Source organism: Achromobacter sp. SD115 (genome assembly GCF_017355315.1).
GTDB lineage: Bacteria > Pseudomonadota > Gammaproteobacteria > Burkholderiales > Burkholderiaceae_B > Achromobacter > Achromobacter xylosoxidans_B.
Genome location: NZ_JADIJM010000007.1, coordinates 137,717 through 152,330 on the forward strand (window position 1 = coordinate 137,717; position 14,614 = coordinate 152,330).

Below are 14,614 nucleotides of genomic sequence, written 5' to 3' on the forward strand. Positions count from 1 at the left end.
CAGCCTGCCGCGGCTAGTCCAGGGTGATGCCGGCGCGCGCAGCGACCTCTGAAAAGGTGCGCAGTTCCTTGGTGATCTGCGCCTTGAATGCCGGCCCGGGCAAATAGACGGGATCCAGCGCCAGGTCGGCCACGGACTTGCGCACCTGCGGATCCTCCATGATTTCCGCCACGGCGCGGCTCAGCGTGTCCACCACCGGGGCCGGCGTGCGCGCCGGCGCCACCAGCGCGTACCAGCCGACGAAGGACACGTCCGGCATGCCCGCTTCGGTGAAGGTGGGCACGTCGGGCAGTTGCGGCATGCGGCGTTCGCCCGTCACGGCCAAGGCGCGGATCTTGCCGGCGCGGACCTGCGGCGCGGCCGAAGACACGGTGTCCACGCCCAGGTCGACCTCGCCGCCTATCATCGCCGTGACCAGCTGCGCGCTGCCCTTGTAGGGCACCGGCGTCATCTTCGCGCCCGCGGCCTCCGCGTACATCTCGCCTGCCAGATGGGGGGCCGATCCGGCGCCGAAGGTGCCGTACATCAGGCTGTCCTTGCCGCTGCGCTGTTTGGCCAGCGCGGCCGCTTCCTGGATGGTGCCGGCCGCCAGCCCGTTCTTGGCCAGCAGCACCACGGGCGCCATCGCGACGATGGCGATGTGTTCGTAGCTCTTCTGCGGGTCGTAGGGCAGGCCGGGCTTGAGCGCCGGCAGCACGGTGTAGGTGGTGCTGCCCGACAGCATCAGCGTGTAGCCGTCGGGCTGCGCGCGCGCTGCCGCTTCCGCGCCGATCACGGTGGAGGCGCCGGGACGGTTCTCCACGATGACGGCCTGGCCGAATTTGCCGGACAGCTTGTTGGCCAGCAGCCGCGCCACGGCGTCGGTCGCCCCGCCTGGGGTAAAGGGCACGACGATCTTGATCGCCTGTTCGGGATAGGCGGCGTGGGCGCCGCCGGCAGGCGCGAGGGCGGCAAGGCTTGCGGCCGCCAGGGCGGCGCGGAGTTTGACGGTCATGACGGAGGTCCCGGTCAGTTGGCGTTGGAAGACGAGCTGGCGGCCGCCTGGCGCAGGGCGTTGCCCTGATCGCCCAGGTCCCAGAACAGGCCAGCCATGATCGCCAGCCCTTCGCGGGCGACGCTGCCCAGCAGGTGTTCGTTGGGCGCGTGCTGGGCGCACGCGGGATAGGAATGCGGCACCCACAAGGTGGGCAGGCCCAGCTGGTCGGCGAAGATGTCGTTGGGCAGCGATCCGCCCAGGTTTGGCAGCAGCGCCGGCCGCTTGCCGGTGCTGCGCTCCAGCGAGGCCGCGGCCCAGCGAACCCAGGGATTGTCGGGTGACAGGCGGGTGGCGCCGGCCTGCATGCCGATGCGTACCTGCACGTCCTCGAAGCCCGCCGCGCGCAAATGTTCCTTCACATGGGTCTCCAGCGCGCGCCAATCCGTGCCTACCACGAAGCGCAACTGGCACCAGGCTATGGCCTCGGGCGGTATGGCGTTGACCGGCTTGGCCGGATCGCCGGCGCCAAACGTCAGGACGTCCAGGCTGTTCCAGCCGAATACCTTTTCGGGCGCGCTCAGCCCGGGTTCGCCCCACCAGGCATTGATGTCGGGATCGTCCTCGCCGCCGCCGACTTCCAGGTCGGCCAACGCCTCGGCCACCGCGTCCGGAATAGGGGGCGGGCGCAGGCCCGGCACCGTGATGCGACCGCGCGCATCGACCAATGTGGCGATCGCATGCGCCAGCACGATGGCGGGGTTGGCCAGCAGGCCGCCCCAGTTGCCCGAGTGGTAGCCGCGTTCGCGAGCCCGCAGTTTCAGTTCGAAGTTCACCGCGCCGCGCGAGCCCATGAATAGGGTCGGGCGCTGCGCGCTCAGGCGCGGCCCGTCACTGGCGATGAATACGTCCGCCGCCAGGGCTTCGCGTTGGGCCTCGCAGAAGGCGGCCAGCCCGGGGGAGCCCGCTTCCTCGCCGGTCTCGATCAGCCAGATCGCGTTGAAACCCAGCGCGCCGCCGCGCGCGGCGATGACTTGGCGCAGCGCTTCCAGGTTGATGCTGTGCTGGCCCTTGTTGTCGGCGGTGCCGCGCCCGTACCAGCGGTCGCCCTCGACCTGCAAACGCCAGGGATCGCGCCCGGCTTCCCATTTGGCGGCATTGCCGCGCACCACGTCGCCGTGGCCATACATCAGCACCGTCGGCAGGCCGGCCTGCTCGATGCGGCGCGCCACCAGGATGGGCAGGTCGGCGCCCGAGGGATTGGGATGGACCTTACAGGCGAAGCCCAGTTCCTGCAGCAGCGGAACCAGCTCTTCTTTCAGGTATGCGTGCTGGGCGGGGGCTTGGTCAGCCACCTCGCTTTCCGTCGCGTAGGCGATGCGGCGGGCCAGCGCCGCTTGAAGGACGCCGTTGTCATAGGCTTGAACGGCTTGGAGCAGGACGTGTTCGCGTATCACTTCGGTGCCTGGGATGCTGAGGGAGGCACAAAGTTATTACGCTTCACCACATGCCACAATTAGATAATTAGCATTCTTTCATTGCTATAAAGGCATGGGTAAGGGGACGCCATGATTTCACTGGGCCTGAGGTACTTCCTGGAGGTCGCGCGCTGCGGCTCGATCGCGGGCGCGGCGGCGGCGCAGCATGTGGCGGCCTCGGCCGTCAGCCGGCAGATCGCCAAGCTGGAGGACGGGCTGGGCATTGCGTTGTTCGAGCGGCAGGCGCGTGGCATGGAACTGAGCGAGGCCGGCCGCCAATTGGCCGCCTATGCCAATGCCGCGGCGCTGGAAGCCGAGCGCGTCACCACAGACATCCGCCAGCGCAGCCATCTGGGCGACGTGACCATACGTCTGGCCTGTACCGAGGGCTTCGCCCACCGCTTCCTGCCCATGTGCATGGCCGAATTCAAACGGGTGCGGCCCGAGGCCCGCTTCCATCTGCACGTGGAACGCCCTGAGGAAGTCAGCCGCCACATTCTGGAAGGCCTGTCGCAGCTGGCGCTGCGCTATACCACCGCGCAGGATGACCGCCTCAAGACCGAGCTGCTGGTGCGCGCCCCGGTCTACGCAGTGATGTGCCGCAACCATCCGCTGGCCAGCCGGCGCAGCCTCAGCATGTGCGACCTGACGAAGGTGCCGCTGTCGCTGGGCGATCAGGGCACCACGGTGCGGCAGCTGTTTGACGCGGCTTGCGCCAACGCGGGACTGCACATCGAGCCGGCCTACGTGTCCAACCATTCCGCGGCCTTCCTGCCCATGCTGCCAGGCAGCGACATTGTGGCGCTGTCGGGCTACCTGACCATGTTGGGGCAGCGCGACGGCGAGGGTCTGGCCGCGGTGCCGTTCAGCAATCCGGAGATGCGGCAGCGGAGCATCCAGGTCCTGACACTGCAGGGCCGGACGCTGCCGGCGCTGGCCCGCGAGTTCCTGGAGTTCATGGCGCAGCGGCTGACAGCCACGCCCAAGGCGCCGGAGGCGGACGCCTGAGGGGAAGGCCCAAGGCAGACGTCATAGCCGCTCGTCCGAGAGGAGGCCGCGGCGCGCGGCCCCTTACCGGCGTCAGTCCAAAGAGATATTGGCCTCCTTGACCACGGCCGCAAAGCGCGCCGAGTCCGCATCGCGGGCCTGGGCCAGCGCGGCGGCGTCCTGCGGCCAGGCGTCAAAGCCATAGGTCTCGAAGCGCTTGCGCACGGCGGGCGTGACCACGGCCTGGGCGATGGCGTCATTGATGCGCTTGACCACGGCATCCGGCGTGCCCTTGGGCGCGAAGGCCGCGACCCAGGTCTTCAGTTCGAAGTCCTTGGGGCCGCCCGCTTCGCTGACCGTGGGTACGTCGGCGTAGGATCCCAGGCGCGACGGCGCCGCCAGCGCCAGCAGCTTGACCCGCTTGGCCTGGTACAGGTTCTGCACCGTGGCGGCGGTGCCGAAGGCCCAGTCTACTTCGCCGTTGGCCACCGCTGTGTAGAGCTGGGCCAGGTCCTTGAAGGGGACGTGGGTCATGTTGGTCTGCGTGGCGGTCTGGAACATGGAGGTACCCACGTGCGCCACGCTGCCCATGCCCCAGGTGCCGTAGGTCAGCTTGCCGGGCTGGGCCTTGGCCGCCGCGATCAGATCGGTGACGTTGTTCCAGGGCGACGAGGCCGATACGACCATGAAGAAATGCGTGGTGTAGATCGGCGCCACCGGAACGAAATCCTTGACCGGATCAAAGGGCAGGTTGCGGTAGAGCTGCGGCTGCAGCGTCATATGGGTGTTGTCCACCACGGCCAGCGAATAGCCGTCGGGCGTGGCGCGCTTGACCTCGCCGATCGCCAGCCAGCCGTTGGCGCCGGGCTTGTTCTCGACGATGAGCGGCTGTTTCCAGGCAGCCGTGAGCTGTTCGCCCAGCATGCGGGCGACGGCGTCGGGACCGCTGCCCACCGAGTACGGCAGTACGATGCGCACCGGCCGTTCGGGGTATTTGTCGGATTGGGCCTGTGCCGAGGCGCAGGCCAGGGCGCCAGTCAGCGCCATGCACCAGAGGGTATTTTTCATGTCTCCTCCACTTTCCATGGATGGTTCGCGGCGCTTCCCGGCGCCGCTTGTCGTTGAGGCCGCAAGCGCGGATTAAAGCGCTGAGGCCGGGTACTCAAAACAGCGCTTCAGGATGCCGCGGCCGCTTCCGGATGCAGCGCCTCGTAGGCAGCGGCGAAGCCCGGATCGCGCTGGCGCAGGTCGTCGTGGCTGACCTGGCCGGTGCGGCGCATGTAGTCGTAGACGAAGGACACCGGGTCCAGCTGCATCTTCTCGGCCACGTTCTCGTACCAGTCCAGGCTGCGTGCGGCGGCGGCCTGGAAGTTGGCCGACGCCGGGCGGCGCTGCGCTTCAAAGTGCGCGAATGCGGCCTGCGTGTCGTCGGGATGCTGCGTCAGGCCCTGATGCAGGGCGATCGCGTCCTGCATCGCCATGCGGGTGCCGGAGCCCAGCGAGAAATGCACGGTGCGCAGTGCATCGCCCAGCAGGACGATGTTGCCGTGCGACCAGCGCTCGTTGCGCACGATGCTGGCCTCGAACCACAAGGAGCGGTTGCCCAGCAGTTCGTTCGCGCCCAGGTCGGCGCGGAACACCTCGGCGCAATAGCGGCGGCTTGCGTCCTCGCTGGCCGTGTCCAGGCCGGCGCGCTGCCAGGTGTCCGGATCGACCTCCACCAGGAAGGTGCTGAGGTCCTTGCTGTACTGGTAGCTGTGGGCGATGAAGATGCCGTGGTCCGTTTCGCGGAAGATCAGCGACACCGGGTGGAAGCGCTGGCGCGTGCCGTACCAGGCGAACTTGTTGCGGCGGCGTTCGAAGCTGGGGCGGAAGTGCTCGGCGTACTGCTTTCGCACGGCGCTGTTGCTGCCGTCGGCGGCCACCACCATGTCTACTTCCGAGGCCAGCCGCCCGACGTCCTCGATCCGCTGCCCGTGCAGGATTTTCACGCCGGCTTCCAGGCAGGCGTTTTCCAGGACTTCCAGCATGTCGATGCGGGCCGTGCGCGAGAAATGGTTGCCCTGGACCTGGACGCGGGCGCCCTGGTGGATGATCTCCATGTAGTCGCAGCGTTCGTGGTGCGCCACGAAGGCCTTGAAGAATTCCGGGTCGGCCTCGCGCAGGAAGGACAGGCCGATGTCCGAGAACACTACGCCCCAGCCGTAGGTGGCGCCGCGCGGATTCTGTTCGTACACGGTGATGTCGTGCTGCGGGGCATGCTTCTTGGCCAGCAGTGAAAAGTACAGGCCGGCGGGGCCTGCTCCGATGATGGCGATCTTCATTTTGCTTGGCTCCTGTTTGCTTCGGCCTGCGCGCAGGCTTCCTGATAGGACTGCAATGCGCCGCGCAGCGCGGCGGGCACTTCGATGGCGCGCCGTTCGCCGCGCGCCACGCAGATCGGCGTCAACCGGGCGTCGAAGGCGGACTGGCCGCGCACGCTCCCGGCGATGTGCAGGGTGTAGGTGCGGGTGCGGATTTCCTCGACCCTGACGCACATGTCGAATTCCTCGTCCGGCCACAGCGAGGCCTGGAAGTCGAAGGACAGCGCGCGCGTCGGCGTGCCGAAACCATGCTCGTCCTTGATGCGCTGCGGCGTGCCGTTGAACAGATGGCCGTAGAACAGTTCAGCCGCCGACAGCACGTATTCGCCGAAGGTGACGGTGTAGACCACGCCGGCGGGATCGCAGTCGCCCCATTTGACGCGGCGGCGCACGATGAACGGCGTCTCGCTCAGTACGTATTCAGTGCTGGTCATTGCCGTTCTCCCTGGCCTTGGCGGCCTCCTGGTTGAGCATTTCCGCGACGCTATGGCGCAGGGCGGCCTTGTCGAGTTTGCCGACCTTGGTCACGGGAAAGGCTTCGATCTGTTCGATGCGTTCCGGGCACTTGTATTTGGCGAGCCCCTGGCCGGTGAGGAAATCCGCCAGTTCCGTCAGGCTCGGCGCCTTATGCCCGGGCCGGACGATGACGAAGACACAGCCTTTTTCGCCATAGAACGGGTCGGGCATGGCCACCAGCCGCGCCTCGGAAATGCTCGGATGCGCGCCCACCAGCGCCTCGACTTCCTCGCAGCCGATCTTCTCGCCGCCGCGGTTGATGTTGTCGCGCAGGCGGCCCTCGAAGGCGTAGCAGGTTTGGCCATCGACCACGCGCGCCGTCATCATGTCGCCGGTGCGGTAATAGCCATCCGAGGTATAGGCCGAGGCGTTGGCGGCAGGGGCGTCGAAGAACCCCGGCAGCGTGGCGGGACCGCGGAAGCAGAGCTCTCCCATCTGCCCCTCGGCCACCGTCTCCTCGGTGCCGGGCGCGAGCAGGCGGATGTCATCTTCGGGGCAGCCCGAACGCCCCTGCGTGTGGTGCCGCTCGTACTCGGACGCGTCGGCGGGCGAGCCCAGCAGCAGGCCTTCGGTGATGCCGAACAAGTTGGAGCAGGGCACGTTCAGGTGGGCTTCGAGCCGGTCGGCCGCGCTCATGGTGATGAACAGGCGCAGCGTGGACAGGTCGTAGCGCGCCAGGTCCGGAAAAGCCATGAGTTGCGGCGCTATCGGCCCGATGGACATGGCGCGGGTGACGCGGTGGCGCTCGATCAGCTCCAGCATGCGCGGCACGTCGACCCGTGGCATCAGCACCGCGGACACGCCCATGGCGATCACGGGAATCAGCACATAGACCTGGGCGGCGTTGTGCAGCAGGGGCAGCGCCCAGATGATGCGGTCGTCGTCCTGCATCTTGTAGCGCCGGGCGCAGGCCAGCGAATGGCCCAGGTACTCGGCATGGAAGCGCGGGATGATCTTGGGCATGCCGGTGGTGCCGCCCGACAGCTGGAAGCTCAGCACGTCTTCGCAGCCGGGGCCTTGGTCCGCGAGGATGAGGCGGGCCTCGGCCAGCGGCATCGCGTCCAGCAGCGCATGGAGCGACACGCCGTGCGGCGAGTCGCCGCGCGCCACGACCAGGTGCTCCAGCGTTTCGCTCGCCGCCAGCATGCCTGCGGCGAAGGCCGGCAGGTCGAACTTGCCGAAGTCGGCTTGCACGAAGTAGCCGCGGGCGCGGGTCTGGCGCGTCAACTGGCCGATCTCCAGTTCGCGGTGCTGCGGCAGCGAACAGACGGGAACGATGCCCGCCTTGTAGCAGGCCAGCAGGGCAAGCGCCGTTTCGAGCGTGGTGCCCATCTGGAAGATGGCGCGGTCCGCCGGCGCCAGGCCCAGCTTCAGCAAGGCGGCGGCCAGCCGGTCGGTCTGTTCGTCCAGTTCGCGGAAACTCAGGCTGCCTTCGTCGATGATCAGCGCGGTGCGCTCGGGGCAGCGCAGGGCGGTGGCGTGCAGCGCCGCGCCCACGGTCGAGCGCTCCCAGGCACCGCTGGCGAAGTACTGGCGCGCCCGTTCGGCGTGGTGGTAGATCACGCCCTCTATGGGGTGGCGTATATCTCGCATGGTTGTCTCCTCCTGGCCCGTGTCTCAGTGGCGCGCGGCCGAGATCAGGACGCGGTCCCGATCCAATACGTCGATCGTGCCGCTGACGCCGCCGGTGAACAAGCCGTACCAGACGGCGGGCTTGAGTCCCAGGGCCTTGCGCTGGAACTCCAGCGGGCCGTCGGCGACGATGCAGTCGAAATGCTCGCCCGGCACCACGGTGCAGTTGTCGCGCTCGGAAGCGTCCTGCACCAGGGAAGAGAATTCCTCGACCCGGGGCACGAAGATCCGCACGCGCGGCTCGGCGGCGCTGTCCGCCATCTCCAGCCGGTCTTCCAGCAGCGCGGCCTTGCGCGCCCAGACGTCGTCGATATGACGGATGCGCCCGCCGGCCGCTTCGGCCTCGGCCTCAGCCTGCATGGCCGCCCGCAGCGTCAGGTCGGCGTCGATCGCGTCGACCTCGCCCAGGGGGCGCAGCTTGCGCGTGAATTCGATGAAGTAACCATTGGGATCGCGCACGTAGATGGACTCGATCACTTCATGGCGGGTTTCGACGGAGACTTCCAGCCCGGCGTCCTGCAGCTTCTGCTTCCAGGCCTTGAGCTCGTCTTCGCTGTCGACCAGCCAGGCGGTGTGGGTGGCGTCGAATACATGGTCCTCGGGCAGCGGCCGCATGCTGCTGCGCCCGCGCAGCGCCTCGGGTTCGTCCGAACCCAGGTAGTAGAAGAAAGCGATCGTGCTGCCCTGGCCGCTGTCGAAAAAGAAGTGCAGGAAGTCCGGGTGCGTGGCGGGACCCCAGCCGCGCGCCGAGATCACATGGACCAGCGGCAGGCCGAGGATGTCGCGGTAGAAGGCGACGGTTTCGCGCAGGCGCCAGGTAGGCCGCGCCGTGTGGTCCACGCCGTGCAGGCGCAGGGAGGCGGGGGTCTTGGGGGTTGCAGTCATGACTTGCTCCGTCGACATTCGGATTAGAGGAAACGCTGGCGCAGCCAGGCGGCCAGTTCGCGGCCGGCGGCGTAGCGCCCGGGTTCTTCGGTTTCAGCCAGGGCGCGGCCGTGGTGGTCGCCGCGGATGCGCAGGTGGGTCTTGTCCGGCGCGGGGATGGCGTCATGGATGGCGCGCACGTCGGAAGGGAAACAGGCCTGGTCGCCGGTGTATTCGATGATCAGGGTCGGCTGGACGATGCCGCTGGCCGTGCGTTCCATGCTGGCGTTGGACGACAGGCCGGACCAGGTCGACAGCCAGCTCTCGGGCGTGCAGAAGCGGGCGAAGCCGACGGCGCCGTAGTTCGACGCGTAGGGATCCTTGCCCCAGAGCGAGCCCGGGTGGCGGTCGGAAGGATCCAGGCTGAGGTCCAGGCAGCGCAGGTCGGCGTCGGTGCGCCAGACCACCAGCACAGGCGTGTGCGCGGCTTGGCGACGGCGCCCGGCGGAAGCGTCGGCGCCGCTCTTGACGTCGGCGCGGGCCGCCAGGCGGTCGGCGATGATCTGCCGCGCCTGCGCGTCCAGGCGGGCCACGCGGTCGCGCTGCGCCTGCCGGTAGCGCGTGACGAACTCTGGCGCGTAGCGGGCCTGGCCTTTGGGCCGGTAGCCGTTTTCGGGCGCCAGCGGATCGAGTTCCGGTGCCACCGACAGAGCGTCGTTCTCGTCGGCGACGGACGGGTCGATGCAGTTCAGCAGCAGCGCGCCCTGGCCGGGGTGCGGGCCCACCAGCACCAGCCCATGCACCTCGGGCATGTCCAGTTCATCCAGCCCGCTGGCCTTGCCGCCCGGCGTGCGGGCGACGCGCTCGCTGGCGGGCAGACCGGCCTGCTGCGCGTAGAAGGCGTACAGGCCGGCGCCGCCGGAATTGCCCAGCAGCACGATCTTCTTGAAGCCCTGCTCGCGCAGGAAACGCAGGCCGGCGGCCACGTCCTGCAGCGCCTGTTCATGTTCCAGCCTGAGATCGTTGCCGACCGAGCGGGCGCCTTGCGACCAGGCGGCAAGGCCGGCGCCGACGATGTCGGGAATCAGGTAATGGCAGGCCATGAACTCGCGCGGATGCATCACGCAGACCACGGTGTCGGGGCGCGGGCCGGCCGGCTGGTACAGCGATCCGGAGGTGGCGGCGCCGTCCGCGGTGCGCAGCACGACGTTGCGGGTCGAGGCGCCGGCGGGCAGGTCGCGAGGATTCCAATCGGTGTTGAGAAAGCCTGCGGTGATCTGGCTGGAGGGGGCGGCGGTAGTCACATTCGTCTCCTGTGTCGATGGTCCGTGGACCTCGGTTTGACGTATTAGACGAATATTTGACTTTAGTGTCAATTAAATTTAAAAAATTGACAGTAACGTCAAAAATGAGGGGCTCAACAGGGGCAAAACAGTGGCCGGCGCGGCCTGGAAGCAGAATCGCGCATGCCATAATTTCGGGACGGGGCCGTCCCGGACGGTCTATTCGAGGAACATCGCAACGTGAACGACGCAAGCACCAAGGGAGCGCTGAAGGGCGAAGCGCTGCGCACCGCCATACTCGACGCCGCAGCCACGCTTTTCATCAAGCGCGGCTCCGGCGGCACCAGCATCCAGGACATCGCCGAGTCCCTGGGCCTGAGCCGCACTGCCGTCTACTACTACTTCAAGAGCAAGGACGCGATCCTGCGTTCGCTGACTGAAGACGTGCTGAGCGCGGCCAAGAAAATGGCGGGCGAAACCGCCACGCGCGAGGACCTGGATCCGGTCGAAGCGCTGCGCGCCCTGGTCACGCAGCATGCCGACCTGATCTTGTCGCGCACCGCCGAATTCCGCGTGGCCGACCGGACCGAGGCCGACATGACGCCCAAGCAGCGCGCGGCCGTGCAGGCGTCGCGCCGCAACGTGCTGGAGAACTTCAGCCGGGTCATCGAAAACGGCATCCGCGACGGCCAGTTCCGCATGGTCGACCCGCACGTCGCGGCCTTCAGCCTGATCGGCATGTGCAACTGGTCGGCGTGGTGGTACAAGCCGGACGGCAGGCTGGGCCGCGCGGAAGTTGCGGCCATCATGGCCGACATGGCCGTGCAATCGCTGCTGCGCGACGCCTCGCGCCGGCCGCGCTCGCCGGACGTGAGCGAGTCCTTGCGGCTGGTGCGCGAGGATCTGGATTACCTGGAAAAGCTGGTGCTGCCTGGCGGGCAGCAGCCCTGATTGCCACGGACGCGGGCGGCTTGGGGCGGCAGGGCTTTGAGCTTGCGGATGTCAGGGTTCTTTAGCCGCCGAGGCTGCCCTGCGCCATTCCGATGCTCGCCCCGCTGGGGCTGCGCTTCGGATGGCTCCGGGGTCCTCGGCTGGCAGTGGCCTAATGCATTGGATTTGGACCCCGTGCATGGGCAGATGCCTTGAGCCGGTGGCCGGGCGGAGGGATCCGAAGCGCAGCCCCACCGGGGCGAGCATCGGAATCCCGCAGTCCGGACGCCGGCGGCTCAAGAGCCCCGCCTCGGGGGGGGCTCCGGCGGTGGCGGGAAATGCATTGTTTATCCGCTTCGGCCTTGTCCATCGTACGCAAGCACGGTTCTCTTGTACTGCCTGGCCGCAGCAGCGTCCGCCGTGCCCGGGTCCGCTAACCGACTTTCCCCGTCAGGCGCCGCGCCGCCTCCTGCACCGCTGCCAGGTGGGCGGCGACATAACGATGGATGGGTGCGGTCAGCGTCACTGCGGCGGCGATCTCGCCATTGAGCAGAAAGACGGGCGCGGATATGCCCGCCACTTCCGCCAATCGGTCGCCCATGGCGGCGAAGTAGCCGTCGGCGCGGATGCGGGCGTACAGCTCCTGCTCGGGCCCGGGCGCGTGGCCTAGCACCGGGTCGTAGGCCGTCAACACGCGTCCGCCGCTGCCGCGATCCAGTGGCAGCAGATCGCCCGCGCGGATGTGGTCGCGCACGGGATGCGGCGAATCCACGCGGTACAGGCACAGGCGCGCGTCGCCCTGACGTACGTGGTAGGCGGCGCTTTCGCCGGTGGCCGCGACCAGGTCGCGCAGCACCGGCAGGACGACGTGCTCCAGCGAAAACGAGGAAGCATAGATGCCGTGCAGGCGCGCGACTTCCCCGCCCAGGGCATAGCGGCCGTCGTCCAGGCGCTGGATCCATCCAGCATGTTCCAGCGACGCCAGCAGCCGCAGGACGGTGCTTTTGTACAGGCGCGTGCGCTCGGCCAGTTCGCCCAGGGACAGGGCCTTGTCGCGGGGCGTGAACGCCGACATCAGGCTCAACGCGCGGTCCACCGCCGCCACGCCGCCTGCGGCGGCGTCGGCGTCGGCGAGCGATTCCGTGGCGGCTTTACGCGGCATTCTGCTCTCCGGTGCGTCGAGTCATGGGTCGGGCCATATTCCATCTTTTAGAACGAATCATGCGCATTGTAGGCGGCGTCCAGCGCTGGATCTGTGGTTTTCCCTGGGGGCTTGGCGCTTGACAGCGTAAACCTGCTCGCACAATAATTCTATTGTAGAGAATTTAGTTCTATTAGATAGAATTTTCAGGAATTTCATCATGGCCCGATCCAACGCCCGCACACCCGACGTCCTGATCAGCGAGGTCGGCCCGCGCGATGGCTTGCAGTCCGTCAAGGCAACGATGGCCACGTCGGACAAGTTGCGCTGGATCGACGCCTTGGTCGCGGCCGGCGTGCGCGAGATCGAAGTCGCTTCCTTCGTGCCGGCGCGCCTGCTGCCGCAGATGGCGGACGCCGCTGAAGTGGTGCGCCATGCGGCGGGGCATGCCGGCATCACGGTCATGGCCCTGGTCCCCAACGTCCGCGGCGCCGAGGCGGCGCTGCGGGCCGGCGTCCACAAGCTGACCATGCCGGTCTCGGCCAGCCGCGAACATTCCTTGGCCAACGTGCGCAAGACACCCGAGGACATGGTGGAGGAAGTGCGCGCCATCGCGCGGCTGCGCGACGAGTTGGCGCCGGCGGTCAAGCTGGAGGCCGGCATCTCGACGGCCTTCGGCTGCACCTTGCAGGGCAGCGTCCCCGAAGACGAGGTCATCCGCCTGGCCGCGCTGTGCGTGGCGGCGGGGGCCGATGAATCGGGGCTGTCGGACACCGTGGGTTACGCCAACCCGGCGCAGGTGCGCCGGCTGTTCCGCCGCCTGCGCGCCGAGCTTGGCGACAAGGCGGGCGCGGCCCACATGCACAACACCCGCGGCCTGGGCCTGGCCAACTGCCTGGCGGCCTGGGAGGAGGGCGTGCGCACCTTCGACAGTTCACTGGGCGGGCTGGGCGGATGCCCCTATGCGCCGGGCGCGTCCGGCAACGTCGTGACAGAGGACCTGGTCTTCATGTTCGAAGCCATGGGCGTGCGCACCGGTATCGACCTGGATGGAATCGTCGCCGCGCGCGCGCCGCTGGCCGCCGGCCTGCCCGGCGAACCGCTGTACGGCATGACTCCCGACGCCGGCTTGCCCAAGGGATTCGTCCGGCGGGCTTGATCGCCCATGCCCCTGCGGCCCTACACACCAGAAACATGCGGCTAGACCGGCTTTTGCCGGCACCGCCGCGACTTGCAGAAGATCCACGCCCATGTCCAGCCACGCCCATCCGCGCCTTCCATACGAACACATCCGCGTCGTCGAATTCACCCACATGGTCATGGGTCCCACCTGCGGCATGCTGCTGGCGGACCTGGGGGCCGAAGTCATCAAGGTTGAACCCGTGGGTGGCGACAGCACGCGCCGCTTGCTCGGGTCGGGCGCGGGCTTCTTCCCCATGTTCAACCGCAACAAGAAGAGCATCGCCCTGGACCTGAAGCAGCCCGAGGGAATCGAGGCCGCATTGCGCCTGATCGATTCGGCCGACATCGTCAGCGAGAACTTCAAGGCCGGCGTGATGGAGAAGCTGGGCCTGGACTACGCCACGCTCAAGCAGCGCAATCCCCGCCTCATCTACGTCAGCCACAAGGGCTTCCTGCCCGGTCCCTACGAACACCGGACGGCGCTGGACGAAGTCGTGCAGATGATGGGCGGCCTGGCCTACATGACGGGACGCCCCGGCGATCCGCTGCGGGCGGGCGCCAGCGTCAACGACATCATGGGCGGCATGTTCGGCGCCATCGGCGCCATGGCGGCGCTGGCTCAGCGAGAGCAGACAGGCGAGGGTACCGAAGTGCAGGCCTCGCTGTTCGAGAACAACGTCTTCCTGGTGGGCCAGCACATGATGCAGTACGCGGTTACCGGCCGGGCCGCCGCGCCCATGCCCAGCCGCATTTCGGCCTGGGCCATCTACGACGTGTTCACCGTCAAGGGCGGCGAACAGATCTTCCTGGCCGTGGTCAGCGACAAGCAATGGGGCATCTTCTGCCGCGCTTTCGGGCTGGACGAGCTGCTGGCCGACCCCCGCCTGGCCAGCAACAACGACCGCGTGCAGGCACGCGATTGGTTGATGCCGCAGTTGCGCTCGCATCTGGCGGTGCGCAGCGCGGCCGATTTGGCGGCGGTGTTCGAGCGCGAAGGCCTGCCCTTCGCGCCGATCACGCGGCCGGAGCAGCTGTTCGAGGATCCCCATCTGGCGGCCACGGGCGGCCTGGCACCCATCGTGCTGGAAGACGGCCGGGAATCGCGGGTGCCGCTGGCGCCCTTCACGCTGGGCGGCGCCCAGCCCGGAATACGCCTGCAGCCGCCGGCGGTGGGCGAACACACCGACGCGTTGCTGCGCGGCGTCGGCTATCGCGACGATGAAATCGCGGCCTTGAAAGCAAGGCAAATCACACAAGGAGACTAA

13 protein-coding genes are annotated in these 14,614 nt (G+C 67.9%); 4 read left to right on the plus strand and 9 right to left on the minus strand.

Going from position 1 to position 14,614, the window contains the following annotated elements; genetic code table 11:
- Positions 1–13: 13 nt before the first annotated feature.
- Both IPU70_RS12410 and IPU70_RS12415 read right to left on the minus strand, forming a co-directional pair.
- A complete protein-coding gene (locus IPU70_RS12410) occupies positions 14–994 on the minus strand; it encodes a tripartite tricarboxylate transporter substrate binding protein (RefSeq protein ID WP_207467629.1) in 981 nt (326 codons plus the stop codon).
- Positions 995–1,008: 14 nt separating this feature from the next.
- Entirely contained in the window at positions 1,009–2,430 is a 1,422-nt protein-coding gene (locus tag IPU70_RS12415) for a M20 family metallopeptidase (RefSeq protein ID WP_207467630.1), read from the minus strand.
- A gap of 111 nt (positions 2,431–2,541) precedes the next feature.
- Between IPU70_RS12415 and IPU70_RS12420 the strand changes: the two genes are divergently transcribed.
- The gene (locus IPU70_RS12420) at positions 2,542–3,459 is read left to right on the plus strand and encodes a LysR family transcriptional regulator (RefSeq protein ID WP_207467631.1); all 918 of its coding nucleotides are present in this window, start codon (positions 2,542–2,544) and stop codon (positions 3,457–3,459) included.
- A gap of 72 nt (positions 3,460–3,531) precedes the next feature.
- Here the strand turns inward: IPU70_RS12420 and IPU70_RS12425 are convergent, their stop codons facing one another.
- The 6 genes from IPU70_RS12425 to IPU70_RS12450 all read right to left on the minus strand — a co-directional run bounded on the left by IPU70_RS12425 (position 3,532) and on the right by IPU70_RS12450 (position 10,117).
- A complete protein-coding gene (locus IPU70_RS12425; RefSeq protein ID WP_013393561.1) occupies positions 3,532–4,506 on the minus strand; it encodes a tripartite tricarboxylate transporter substrate binding protein in 975 nt (324 codons plus the stop codon).
- 107 nt (positions 4,507–4,613) lie between these two features.
- Complete coding sequence (locus IPU70_RS12430; protein WP_207467632.1) at positions 4,614–5,762, minus strand: FAD-dependent monooxygenase; 1,149 nt, start codon at positions 5,760–5,762, stop codon at positions 4,614–4,616.
- The gene (locus IPU70_RS12435) at positions 5,759–6,235 is read right to left on the minus strand and encodes a thioesterase family protein (RefSeq protein WP_207467633.1); all 477 of its coding nucleotides are present in this window, start codon (positions 6,233–6,235) and stop codon (positions 5,759–5,761) included. The genes IPU70_RS12430 and IPU70_RS12435 overlap by 4 nt, the downstream gene beginning before the upstream one ends.
- Complete coding sequence (locus IPU70_RS12440; protein ID WP_207467634.1) at positions 6,222–7,910, minus strand: AMP-binding protein; 1,689 nt, start codon at positions 7,908–7,910, stop codon at positions 6,222–6,224. The genes IPU70_RS12435 and IPU70_RS12440 overlap by 14 nt, the downstream gene beginning before the upstream one ends.
- A gap of 24 nt (positions 7,911–7,934) precedes the next feature.
- Positions 7,935–8,834 carry a VOC family protein gene (locus IPU70_RS12445; protein ID WP_207467635.1) on the minus strand — a complete coding sequence of 300 codons (900 nt, stop codon included), beginning with the start codon at positions 8,832–8,834 and terminating at the stop codon, positions 7,935–7,937.
- A gap of 23 nt (positions 8,835–8,857) precedes the next feature.
- Entirely contained in the window at positions 8,858–10,117 is a 1,260-nt protein-coding gene (locus IPU70_RS12450; RefSeq protein ID WP_207467636.1) for an alpha/beta hydrolase, read from the minus strand.
- A 219-nt stretch (positions 10,118–10,336) separates the two neighbouring features.
- Here IPU70_RS12450 and IPU70_RS12455 point away from each other — a divergent pair, with 219 nt between their 5' ends.
- Positions 10,337–11,047: a TetR/AcrR family transcriptional regulator gene (locus IPU70_RS12455; RefSeq protein WP_207467638.1), complete on the plus strand. Its 711-nt coding sequence runs from the start codon at positions 10,337–10,339 to the stop codon at positions 11,045–11,047.
- Between the two features lie 412 nt (positions 11,048–11,459).
- On the opposite strand, the gene IPU70_RS12460 is transcribed toward IPU70_RS12455, so the two are convergent.
- Positions 11,460–12,188: an IclR family transcriptional regulator gene (locus tag IPU70_RS12460; RefSeq protein ID WP_207467639.1), complete on the minus strand. Its 729-nt coding sequence runs from the start codon at positions 12,186–12,188 to the stop codon at positions 11,460–11,462.
- Positions 12,189–12,387: 199 nt separating this feature from the next.
- Between IPU70_RS12460 and IPU70_RS12465 the strand changes: the two genes are divergently transcribed.
- Together IPU70_RS12465 and IPU70_RS12470 are read left to right on the plus strand one after the other, a co-directional pair.
- The gene (locus IPU70_RS12465; protein ID WP_207467640.1) at positions 12,388–13,326 is read left to right on the plus strand and encodes a hydroxymethylglutaryl-CoA lyase; all 939 of its coding nucleotides are present in this window, start codon (positions 12,388–12,390) and stop codon (positions 13,324–13,326) included.
- A 91-nt stretch (positions 13,327–13,417) separates the two neighbouring features.
- The gene (locus IPU70_RS12470; protein WP_207467641.1) at positions 13,418–14,614 is read left to right on the plus strand and encodes a CaiB/BaiF CoA-transferase family protein; all 1,197 of its coding nucleotides are present in this window, start codon (positions 13,418–13,420) and stop codon (positions 14,612–14,614) included.